Source organism: Hymenobacter daecheongensis DSM 21074 (assembly GCF_900141805.1).
Classification (GTDB): Bacteria; Bacteroidota; Bacteroidia; order Cytophagales; family Hymenobacteraceae; genus Hymenobacter; species Hymenobacter daecheongensis.
On sequence record NZ_FQYN01000011.1, the window covers coordinates 68,943 to 80,697 of the forward strand.

Here is an 11,755-nt window from a genome sequence, read left to right on the forward strand (position 1 = left end):
AGCCGGAGCAGGTTAAGGTGAAAAAGTAGCCAGACAGTTCTTACAGGTGCGTTTCGTGCCGGGCGAAGTCGCCGCGCTCCACCTGAATGGTGGCGTGCTGCACGGCGTGCTTGCCCGTCACATAGGCATGGGCGCGGGCCAGCACGTCGTCGTGCTGGGCACCTTCGGCCAGCACGACGTGGACGCTCAGGGCGTTGACCCCGGAGGTGAGCACCCAGGCGTGCAGGTCGTGCACGGCCGCCACGCCCGGCTCGGCCAGCAGGCCCTGGCGCAGGGCTTCCAGGTTCACATCGGCCGGGGTGCCTTCCAGCAGCACGGCCACCGACTCTTTGAGCAGGGCCCAGGTGCGGGGCAGAATGAACAGGCCGATGCCGGCTGAGAGCAGCGGGTCGGCGTAGTACCACTTCGTGGTGAGCATGATAGCGCCCGCGATTATCACGCCCACGGACGTAAGCAGGTCGCTGAGCACCTCGAAGTAGGCCCCTTTCATATTTAGGCTCTCGCCCGAGCTTTTGCGCAGCAGGTACACGCCGTAGAGGTTGACCAGCATGCCCACGCCGGCCACCCACATCATGGTGGTGCTTTCTACCTTGGGTGGGTTCAGGAAGCGGAAATAGGCCTCGTAGAGGATGTAGAGCGAAATCAGAATCAGCACCACCGCGTTGGTGAGGGCAGCCAGAATCTCGAAGCGGTAGTAGCCGTAGGTGCGTTCGGGCGTGGCCGGCTTCTCGCCGAAACGAATGGCCAGCAGGGCCAGGCCCACCCCGGCCACGTCGGTGAGCATATGGCCCGCGTCGGCCAGCAAGGCCAGGCTGCCGGTCCACCAGCCGCCGATGACTTCCGCCACCAGGTAGGCCAGCGTCGTGAAGAAGACGATGGTCAGGGCGCGCTTGTTGCGCGAGGCGGCGCTGCCGCTCATGCCGTGGGACCCGCTCATGACTGGGTTGCTTGTGCGGGTGAAACGGTAGGGCCAGCCGGCGCCGGGCCGCCCGTGCCCGGCGTGGCGTAGTCCATGCGCTGAATGCGCACCGCGTTGAGGATAGCCAGCAGGGCCACGCCCACGTCGGCAAACACGGCTTCCCACATCGTAGCCAGGCCGCCGGCCCCGAGCACGAGCACGATGCCCTTCACGATAAAGGCCAGCCAGATGTTCTGCCACACCACCGAATGGGTGGCGCGTGCAATGCGCCGGGCCGTGGCAATCTTGCTGGGGTGGTCGGTCTGAATCACCACGTCGGCGGTTTCAATGGTGGCGTCCGAGCCCAGCCCACCCATGGCAATGCCCACGTCGGCCAGGGCCACCACGGGCGCGTCGTTCACGCCGTCGCCCACGAAGGCCAGCTTGCGGCCCGCGTCCTTGTACTCCTGCACGTAGCGGGCCTTGTCTTCGGGCAGCAGCCCGCCGTGGGCCTCGTCAATGCCCAGCTCCTTGGCCACCCGCTGGGTGATGCTGTCCTTGTCGCCGGAGAGCATCACGATTTTAGTGATGCCGTCGGCGCGCAGCTCGCGCACGGTTTGCAGAGCGTCGGCTTTGGGCGCGTCGGCCACGGTCAGGTAGCCGGCGTATTTCCCATCAATGGCGGCCACCACAATGCTGTCAAACACCTGGTCTACTTCGGCCGGGTAGGCTACGTTGAATTTGGTGAGCAGCTTGGTGTTGCCGGCCAGCACGTCGCGGCCCTCCACCCGGCCCCGCAGGCCGTGGCCGCTGATTTCCTCCACGTTTTCCACGGGCACGCCCGCCGCCGCCGCGCCGACGTGCAGCACCACGGCTTTGGCAATGGGATGGGTGGATTTAACTTCCAGCGCCCCCACCAGGCGCAGCATCTGGGCCGCGTCCATGCCGGCGGCGGGCTGCACCTGCTGCACGGCAAACACGCCCTGGGTGAGCGTGCCGGTCTTGTCCATAACGACCGTATCCAGCTCGCGCATCACGTCCAGGAAGTTCGAGCCCTTAAAGAGGATGCCCGCTTTCGAGGCCGCGCCGATGCCCCCGAAGTAGCCCAGCGGAATGCTGATAACCAGGGCGCAGGGGCAGGAAATTACCAGAAATACCAGCGCCCGGTACAGCCAGGTGCGGAACACGTAGTCATCAACGACAAAAAACGGCACCAGCACCAGCAGCACGGCCAGCAGCACCACGATGGGCGTGTAGACCTTGGCGAACTTGGTGATGAACTGCTGGGTTTTGGCCTTGCGGCCCACCGCGTCCTGCACCATCGCCAGAATCTTGGCCAGCTTGGTATCCTGGTAGGTGGCCGTCACCAGCACCTGCACCAGGCTTTCCTGGTTTATCATGCCGGCCAGCACCACCTCACCCGTCTGCTTGGTCTGCGGAGCCGATTCGCCGGTGAGGGCGGCCGTGTTGAACGAAGCCGGACCCTTTGCCAGCGTGCCGTCGAGGGCCACTTTCTCGCCCGGCCGCACCTCAATCACGTCGCCCAGCTGCACGGCTTTGGGGTCGAGCACCAGCGACTGGCCGTCCCGCAGCACGGTGACTTCGGTCGCCTGAATTTCGAGCAGGGCCCGGATGCTGCGCTTGGCCCGGTTCACGGCCGCGTCCTGAAACAGCTCGCCCACGGTGTAGAACAGCATCACGGCCACGCCTTCCGGGTACTCGCCGATGGCAAAGGCCCCGAGCGTGGCGATGCTCATGAGCAGAAACTCGTTGAAGATGTTGCCGCTGGGAATGCTGAGCACGGCCGAGCGAATGACTTTCCACCCGACCAGCAGGAAGGCCACGCCGTACCAGGCCAGGCGCACGTAGCCGGTGAAAAAGCCCACTTTATAGTAATCCAGCGCGATGCCGCCCAGCAGCAGCGCCAGGCTCACGCCGGGCCAGAGGTAAGGGTTCGCGCCCACGGGGCCGTGGTCGTGGTCGTCGCCGCTGGCGTGGTCGTGGCCGGCGTGCTCGTCGGCGGCCTTGCCCGCCAGGTCCACCACGCGCTTGCCAGCGGGATGGTCGTGGCCGGCGTGGTCATGGCCGGGCACGTCGTGGCCTTCGGGCGCGGCGGCGGCTTCGGGCGTGAGCTGGTCGCGGCTGAGCGCGCCCACGTTTTCGAGCTTGGCCTGCTTGGCCGTGTTCAGCTCTTCGTCGGTGTTGGGGGAAGTAGGGTCAGGCATAGGAAAAGAGAATGTCAGGGTAAGTAATGCAGGGACGGCCAGCCGGGGCTACCAGTCCACGAAAAAGCCGGCCACGCCCACCAGCACGAGTACTGCGCCGGTCAGCTGGCGCTCGTGCCGGGCCAGCCCGTCGAGGTTCAGGCGCCGCAGACTGCGGTGGGCCAGCGCCACCAGCACGCACATGGCCGATACGGAGGCCAGCAGGTACACGCTCATGAGCAGGGCCAGCGCGGCCGGGCCGTGGGTACCGGCGGCCAGAAAAAACGTCTGGATTTCCAGGCAGGGGGCCAGAAACATGGTGGCCGCCAGCCCCAGCACCACGCGGCGGCGCGGCGGGCGTTGGCGGAGTGGCCGGGGGTCGGGGTGGGTGTGGCCGGGGCCGGAAAAGGCGTAGAGCAGTCCGATGACGATAAGCAGCAGCGGGGCCACCCAGCCGGCAAACTGCGCGAAGCGGGCCGAAAGCCGCCAGCCCAGCAGGCCCAGGGCCAGTCCGATGCCTACCGTGCTCAGGACGTGGGCCAGACCGGCCACCAGCGTCACGCCCACCGCCCGCCGCAGGGGCCAGCCTTCGGCCCGCGCCACGGCCAGCACCGGGGCCCAGTGGTTGGGAATGGCGGCGTGCAGCAAGCTGAGCACCAAAGCACCGGTGAGGAGTTCCAGCATACGAGTTACGAACGGGGCCAGAACAGGATAACGGCCAGGCCCAGCAGCACGACGGTCCCGCCCAGCACATCGAACCGGTCGGGCCGGAAGCCATCGAAGTACCAGACCCAGGCAATGGACATGACGACGAAAACGCCGCCGTACACGGCGTAGGTTTTGCCGAAGGAAGTGGACTGCCAGGTGGCAACCCACCCGTACACGACCAGCAGCACGGCCCCCAACAGCCCCATCCAGGCCGGGCGGTCAGCCTTGAGCCACTGCCACATCAGGTAGCCGCCCCCGATTTCACAGAGGCCGGCGAGAAAGAAGAGGAACAAGGGCTGTAGGTAGCTCATCAGTTGGGGTAACGGGCTGTGAACGGCGTTTGCCGGCCGGGGGCTATTCTTCCTCCTCGGCGTTTTTCATCTTGGCCAGCAGCGAATACGCTCCCTCCGTGACGAAGGTGCTGGTAGCGGCTACTTCCTTGGGCAGGGTGATTTCCGTGAAGCCGTCCTCGCTACGGCCCAGCGTGACGGGTACCATCTGATAGCGGCCGGGCGAATCCACGGCAAAGGCGAAGTTCTTGCCCTCGAAGCGCACCAGCGCCGCGTCGGGCAGCGTGGGGGCCTGGGTGCGGCCGGTTTCAATCATGGCCCGCACGTAGAGGCCAGGCAGCAGCGCGGGGTCGTTTTCCTGGTCGAGGTGGCCGTGCACGCGCACGGTGCGGTCCTCGCCAATGGCTTTGCCGACGAGGTACACCCGGGCCGTGCGCTCCCGGCGGGAGCCGGTGGAGTCGCTGGCCAGGGTGAAGCGAATCAGCTGGCCCTTCTGCACGCGGGCCACGTCGCGCTCAAACACGGTCAGCTCGACGTGCAGGTGCTCGGGGTCCACGATTTCAAACAGCGCGTCGGTGGCCGTCACGGCCTGGCCCACCGTCACGTTCACGGCCCGCACGAAGCCGGCCCGCGGGGCGCGGAGGCTGGCCGTGGTGACGATTCGCCCACCTACGGGCAAGCCCGCCAGCCGCAGCCGGGCGGCTTGGGCCTTGGTTTGCACCTGCAGGGCCCGGTAGTCGGCCTGGGCGCGCTGGTAGTTTTTCTGGGGCGCAACCTCCTGCTCGTACAGTTCCTTCTGGCGGGCCAGCTCGGTGCGGGCGTATTCCAGGCGGGCGCGGGTTTCGAGGTAGTCCTGCTGCAGCGTCACGAACTCCGGGTTGCGGATAGTGGCCAGCACTTCGCCCTTGCGCACGCGGGCCCCCTGCAGCAGCTCGGTGTTCTCCACGAAGCCCCCCAGCGGGGCCGTGATATTGACGGCGCTTTCCGGCGGCACGTCCAGCGTGCCCGTCACGGCCAGGCCCGCGCCCATCGGCCGGTCGGCCAGGCGGGCGGTTTTCAGGCCGGCGGCCTGCTGCTCGGCCGGGGAGAGGGTCACCACGTCGGAGGCTTCTTCGCCTGCCGCTTCACTGCCGGCTTCTTTGCCTTCGGGAGCGGTGGTTTCCGCGTCCGCGCTTTCTTTCTTGTCGGCACCGCAGCCGGCCAGGGTCAGGCCAAGCAGCAGTACCAGGGATGCAATCTTATTCATGGAATTGATATCAGGGAGAAGAGATTACTGGGCTGCCGTGCCCAGCAGGTAGTCCAGGTCGATGGCGGTTTGGTTATGCGCCAGTACGGCGTCGAGGTAGGCTGTGCGCACGCTCAGGGCGCGCTCCAGGTTGAGCAGCAGCTCGGAGTAGGTAGTTTCCCCGGCTTTATAGGCCAGTTGGCTCAGACGCACGATAACGGCCGATTGGGGCAGGCCGGTTTGCTCGTAAAACTGCACCCGGCGCTGCTGCTCCTGTAGGCGCAGACGCAGCTCATCGAGCTGGGCAGCGGCTTCGGCCTGATAGCGCTGGTAGGTAGTAGTGGCGACCTGCTCCTGCAGCTTGGCCGCCTGCACACGGGCCTTCTGGGGGCCGCGCAGCAGCGGAATGGCCACCCCCGCCTGCACGCTCTGGAACCGGTCGCCGGTGCTGTAGGTCGTGGCCTGCCCGTCCACCTCGTAGGTGCCCCGCAGTGACTGGTTGGTATAGCCTACCGTCACTTGCGGCAGCCCCTGGGCCTGCTCCACGCGGGTTTCGGCCCGGCGTTCGACAATCTGCTGCTGCAGCACCCGGGCCTGGGGCGTGGCGGCCAGTACCGCCGTGTCCGCCGCTGCTCCGGGAGCGGGCAGCAGGCGCAGGACACTATCGGCAATGGCGACGGGCTGCGTGGTTTGCAGCAAGGCCTGCAGCTGACGCTGGGCAATGGCGTAGTCGGCCCGGGCCTGGGTGAGCAGGTTTTGCGTCTCGCCCTGCTGAATCAGGGCGTTGGCCGGTTCCAGGCGGGCCACCTCGCCGGCTTTGAAGCGCAGCTGCGCGGCGCGCAAAAACTCGGTGTAGATGCTGTCCTGCCCGCGCAGCGTGCGCAGGCGGTGGCGGGCGTGTACGGCCCGCTCGTAGCTTAGGCGCACCTGCCGGCGCAACTCGGCCTGCACCTGGGCCAGCTGCTGCTCCCGGCCCCCAATCCGGGCCTGACTCAACCCCGCCTGGGCTTTGTAGTAGCCCGGCAACGCCAGCGACTGGCCGATGCTGAGCACGTTGTCCGAAAGCGGGGAGTTGACCTGCCCGTAGGTGCCCAGCACCGTGGTGCGGCCCACGTCAAAGGAAGTCCGGCGCAGGGCCTGTTGGGCTTCCAGGGAGCGTTGAGCGGCCTGCACCGTGCCGTTGGCCTGCAGCGCCTGCCCCACGGCCTGCGTGGACGTAAGCGGCCCCTGCGCCCGAGCCGGTACCGCGGCGAGCAAACCACCCAGCACGAGCAGCACCGCAACCGGTACGGCCGCTGTCGGCCGCGGCTTTTCTTCTCCCGTTGGTTTGGACTTGCGCTCCGACAGGGCGTAGAGCACCGGCAGCACCAGCAGGGTCAGCAGCGTGGCCGTGACCAGCCCGCCGATGACCACCGTGGCCAGGGGGCGCTGCACTTCGGCGCCCGCCGACTGCGACAGGGCCATGGGCAAAAAGCCCAGCGAGGCCACGGTGGCCGTCATCAGCACGGGCCGCAGGCGCACTTGGGTGCCTTCCAGAATGCGGGCAAACACGTCGGTGCGCCCTTCTTCTTTTAATTGGTTGAAGTAGCCGATGAGCACGATGCCGTTGAGCACGGCCACGCCAAACAGGGCAATGAAGCCCACGCCGGCCGAGATGCTGAAGGGCATGCCCCGCAGCCAGAGCGCCAGCACCCCGCCGATGGCCGAGAGCGGAATGGCCGTGAAAATGAGGATGGACTGCTTGAATGATTTGAACGTGAAAAATAGCAGCACGAAAATCAGCAGCAGTGCTACTGGCACGGCGATGCTCAGCCGCTCGGAGGCCTTACGCAGGTTCTCGAACTGGCCACCGTAGGTGGTGTAGTAGCCAGGGGCGAGCTTCAGTTGCTGGTCGACTTTGCCCTGCAGCTCGGTCACGACGCTTTCTACGTCGCGGCCCCGCACGTTAAAGGCCACGGTGATGCGGCGCTTGGCATCATCCCGCTGAATCTGGTTGGGGCCTTCCTCCAGCTCCACGGAAGCTACCTGCTCCAGCGGAATCTGCTCGCCGCCGGGCGTGGCCACCAGCAGCTGACGCACGTTGCCGATGTTCTGGCGCAGCTCGGGGGCCAGGCGCAGCACCACGTCGAAGCGGCGCTCCTGCTCGAAGAGCTGGCCGGCGGTCTGGCCGGCAAAGGCCGTCTGCACCGTGCGGTTCACGTCCTCGGCATTCAGGCCAAAGCGGGCCAGGCGGTTGCGGTCCAGCTTGACCACGATTTGGGGCAGGCCCGTGACCTGCTCCACGTACACGTCCTCGGCCCCTTCGACCTGCCGCACCAGGCGGGCGGCCAGCTCGGCGTAGGCAGCCAGCTGGGTCAGGTCCTCGCCGTAGATTTTGAGCACCACGTCCTGCTTGGCCCCCGAAATCAGTTCGTTGAAGCGCATCTGGATGGGCTGCTGGAAGCCAAAGGTGACGCCGGGAATCACGCTCAGCGCTTCGGCCATCTTGCCGGCCAGCTCCTCCTGGGTTTTGGCGGAAGTCCACTTTTTCTGGTCTTTTTCCAGAATGACCATGACGTCGGCCGCTTCCACGGGCATGGGGTCGGTGGGAATTTCGGCCGCCCCGATTTTGGCCACGACCTCCTTGACTTCGGGAAACTGCTTCTGCAGGATGGCCCCGGCCTGCAGGCTTCGGTCCACGGTGTAGCTCAGTGAGGAGCCGGTGAGCGTGCGCATCTCAATGGCAAAGTCTCCTTCGGCCAGCTGCGGAATGAACTCCCCGCCCAGCGTGCGGAACAGCAGCAGCGCCCCGACGAACAGGGCTACGGCCGAGCTGAGCACCACGGCTTTGCGGCGCAAGGCCCACTCCAGTACCGGCCGGTAGCGGGCTTCCAGCCAGCTCATCATCCGGTCGGAGAAGTTGCGCTTCACTTCCGTCGAGCGGCTCAAAGCCAGCGCCGACATCATGGGCACATAAGTAAGCGAGAGAATAAAGGCCCCGATGATGGCAAAGGCCACGGTCTGGGCCATGGGCCGGAACATCTTGCCCTCAATGCCGACCAGCGCCAGCAAGGGCAGGTACACGATGAGGATAATGATTTCGCCAAAGGCGGCCGAGGAGCGGATTTTGCTGGCGGCGTGGTACGTTTCCTCGTTCATCTGGTCGGTGCTGAGGCGGTTGCCGGGCACTTGCAGCTGCCCGCCGTGCAGGCGGTGCACGATGGCTTCGACGATGATGACGGCCCCGTCTACGACCAGGCCGAAGTCGATGGCCCCGAGCGAGAGCAGGTTGCCCGATACGCCGAAAAGGCGCATCATGGCGATGGCAAAGAGCATGGCCAACGGGATGACTGAGGCCACGACCAAGCCGGCGCGCCAGTTGCCCAGAAACAGGATGAGCACGAACAGCACAATGAGCGCGCCCTCAATCAGGTTGGTTTTCACCGTGCCGATGGCGCGGCCCACCAGCTCGGAGCGGTCCAGGTACACGTCGATGGCCACCCCCTCCGGCAGGGATTTCTCTACCGTCAGCATCCGGGTTTTCACGTCCTTGATGACGTCGTTGGCGTTGGCCCCTTTCAGCATGAGCACGATGCCACCGGTCACTTCGCCCTCCCCGTTGCGGGTCATGGCCCCGTAGCGCACGGCCGAACCTAGGCGCACGTCGGCCACGTCGCGCACCAGCACGGGCATGCCGCCGGCGGTGCTGCGCACCACGATGTTGCCCAGGTCCGCAGCGTTTTCGGCCAGGCCCTCGGTGCGGATAAAGTAGGCCGTGGGCTTCTGGTCGAGGTAGGCGCCGCCGGCGTTCTGGTTGTTGCGCGACACGGCCTGGTACACCTGGTCGGTGGTGACGTTCAACGAGCGCAGGCGCGTGGGATCCAGCCGGATTTCAAACTGCTTGAGCTGGCCGCCGAAGCTGGCCACGTCGGCCACGCCGGGCGTGCCCAGCAGCTGCCGCCGCACAATCCAGTCCTGAATCGTGCGCAGCTCGCGGGCGTCGTATTTCTTCTCAAAGCCGGGCTTGGCCCGCACCAGGTACTGGTACACTTCGCCCAGGCCGGTGCTGACCGGGGCCATTTCCGGCCGGCCAATGCTTTCGGGAATTTGGCTCTCGGCCTCCCGCAGGCGCTCGGCTACCTGCTGGCGGGCCCAGTAAATGTCAATCTTGTCCTCGAAGACAATGGTCACCACCGAGAGCCCGAAGCGGGAAAAGGAGCGCACTTCCTCGCGGCCGGGAATGGTGGCCAGGCTCTGCTCAACGGGGAAGGATACTAGGCGCTCGATGTCGCTGGCGGCCAGGGAGGGGGCCACCGTGTACACGACAATCTGGTTGGTGGTGATGTCGGGTACCGCGTCAATCGGTAGCCGGCTCAGCGAGTAGCCGCCCCAGGCCACCAGGGCCAGGGTCAGAATCCCGATAATGAGCTTGTTATGAATGGAAAAATGAATCAGCCGGTCAAACATCCGTTGCTGTGGGGGTTAGGTCTAACACGTTCAGTGAATACCTGCTCACCCGGCGGTTCCGGCTACTGGGCGCGGGAACGGCGGGGATGAAACGCACCCGTAGGAGCCAACGCCACGCGTTGGCATGCTCCGATGAGCCGGCTCCGCACGGAAGCAAGCCGCCCGGGCAGGGTGGTCAGCAGGAAAAAAGGGAAAGTATTAGGCCTGGGGCGGCTGCCACACAGAACCGAGGGCCCGCGCCGGGGTACCCACTAGCAGCCGGCCGTGCTGGGGGCTGGTGCCCCACTCAACCGACTGGGGGTAAACGGCTACGGCCGTGCCTGGCAGCGTGACCACGATGCCCCCGCAGCAGTGGCACTGGCAGAGTGGCGAGCACCAGTCGCCCAGGGCGTCCGTGCTGCAGTCCGAGTGCGTAGCCGCTGCCACCGTCGATTGGGCCTGGTCCTGACACACGGCTACCTCGTCCGTGCAGGTTATGCAGGAGAGGAAGGCGAAGTAGCAGGCAAAAAACAGGCTGAGCAGGCGCATGAAGCGGCAAAGGTACTAAATCCCGGGAGCCGGAGCTGCTTCTACCGCAAAACGCCGGGGAAGGTTCCCAACCAGATAATCAGAAAGCATTAACGGTCCCACAGCCAGAGAACGGTTATAGTAACGTGAGAGAAGACTTTAGCTCAGCCATACGGTGCATACACAGAAACGGGATTTTACGGCGTATTTATTTCTTGTCAAACCCCAGCGCGGCTTGCACCACCTGCCGGGCCAGCAGAGCATCCTTCTTCTTCTCCTCGCTGATTTGCTTGCCGACCCGTACGAAAACGGCGTTGCAATATTTCTGCTTGTCGTCAATCTTCTTCTGGCTGTTCTCCTTGAGCTGCCACTCCCGCAGCAGCTTGCGGGCTTCGACTACCTCCATCACTTTGAGGTAAAGCGCGATGTTGCGGTCAGTTACTTTGAATTCCCGCAGCCGGTCAATAACCGGGCGTAAGATTTCGTCGGCCAGCCATGAGGCCGGGATAACGGTAGACTGCTTGTGCAGCAGCTCGAAGCGCAGGCCCACAATCTTCTTTCGGCCCCGGCCCGCCCGGTTGGCTTCCAGGATAGGATTGTAGACGAAGGCGCAGGGCGTTCTTTCCAACTCCTTTTGTGCCCCCAGCACCGTTTTCTTAATCAACTCGTTGGTGTCGGCGTGCTTCATCACCGGGTTGCCTTTCCGGTCCTTTTTGGGGGAGCCGTACTTGTCCAACTCTTGGCCGCAGTCCATGAGCAGGCGGTATTCCTCCAGCGACACTTCCCACCAGCCGGTATCCCTAAACGCGGATAGTATCTCAAAGAACCGCATGCTGTACCAGCTATGCAGGCCCATGTAGCCATCCAACTTGTAGGTCGAATACTGACCGGCAATCTGAACGAAGTAAGGCGCGAGTTGCGGGTTGAGAATAATGGTAATGATGCCATCCTTGAAGCCTACGCGCCGTTCCTTTGTCGTATCCAGCAGGTGGCGGATGTACCACTCGCTCCCGTCCAGGCTCTCGAACTCCCAAGTGACGTGGGCCAACTCATAGATAGCTTTTTTCAGGAAGGAATACGCCGTATCCGTATCAATGTCGGTGCCCTCGACCACGGAGGAAACCCGCAGCTGATAGTAGTCGCGCAACTGCAAGTCATCTTCCTTGATTTGCTCCATCACCCGCGCCATAATGCGCTTGCCGTACACGGAAATTCTGCGCTGGTGGGCGAAGGTGGCCGCCCAATGCTGCTTGACCCGCGCCAGCGCTTCGGGCTCATACTGCAGTTCTAGTTCCAGCATTGGAACGGGCAGGGTAACGCGGGGTAGTCGGTTTCCTAACATCTAGCCGATAGGTTACGGTTGCAGCCAGCAGAGACACTTTTGCCTCATCCAGTGATATCAGGCCGAAACATACGGCGAAAAAACCAGCTTGTGTAAAAGTGCGCAGGTTTATTACCTTAAAGAAGCAGGTTTATT

Annotated in this window: 8 protein-coding genes; all 8 read right to left on the reverse strand. The window is 64.6% G+C overall.

Annotation, left to right across the window (positions count from 1 at the left end; genetic code table 11):
• Window positions 1-40 precede the first annotated feature (40 nt).
• Entirely contained in the window at window positions 41-937 is an 897-nt protein-coding gene (locus BUB62_RS17840; protein WP_073112513.1) for a cation diffusion facilitator family transporter, read from the reverse strand.
• The gene (locus BUB62_RS17845) at window positions 934-3,123 is read right to left on the reverse strand and encodes a heavy metal translocating P-type ATPase (protein ID WP_084539184.1); all 2,190 of its coding nucleotides are present in this window, start codon (window positions 3,121-3,123) and stop codon (window positions 934-936) included. Before BUB62_RS17845 ends, BUB62_RS17840 begins: the two co-directional genes overlap by 4 nt.
• Before the next feature lie 48 nt (window positions 3,124-3,171).
• Window positions 3,172-3,786, reverse strand: a complete 615-nt coding sequence (locus BUB62_RS17850) for a hypothetical protein (protein WP_073112515.1) — start codon at window positions 3,784-3,786, stop codon at window positions 3,172-3,174.
• Between the two features lie 5 nt (window positions 3,787-3,791).
• On the reverse strand, window positions 3,792-4,121 hold the full coding sequence (locus BUB62_RS17855) for a YnfA family protein (RefSeq protein WP_073112516.1): 330 nt from the start codon (window positions 4,119-4,121) through the stop codon (window positions 3,792-3,794).
• Between the two features lie 43 nt (window positions 4,122-4,164).
• Window positions 4,165-5,346, reverse strand: a complete 1,182-nt coding sequence (locus BUB62_RS17860; RefSeq protein ID WP_073112518.1) for an efflux RND transporter periplasmic adaptor subunit — start codon at window positions 5,344-5,346, stop codon at window positions 4,165-4,167.
• A 24-nt stretch (window positions 5,347-5,370) separates the two neighbouring features.
• Window positions 5,371-9,771 carry a CusA/CzcA family heavy metal efflux RND transporter gene (locus BUB62_RS17865; RefSeq protein ID WP_073112520.1) on the reverse strand — a complete coding sequence of 1,467 codons (4,401 nt, stop codon included), beginning with the start codon at window positions 9,769-9,771 and terminating at the stop codon, window positions 5,371-5,373.
• A 198-nt stretch (window positions 9,772-9,969) separates the two neighbouring features.
• Window positions 9,970-10,299, reverse strand: coding sequence for a DUF6660 family protein (locus BUB62_RS17870; protein ID WP_073112522.1), 330 nt, complete (start codon window positions 10,297-10,299; stop codon window positions 9,970-9,972).
• Window positions 10,300-10,486: 187 nt separating this feature from the next.
• Window positions 10,487-11,578, reverse strand: coding sequence for a replication initiation protein (locus BUB62_RS17875; protein ID WP_234988813.1), 1,092 nt, complete (start codon window positions 11,576-11,578; stop codon window positions 10,487-10,489).
• Window positions 11,579-11,755 lie beyond the last annotated feature (177 nt).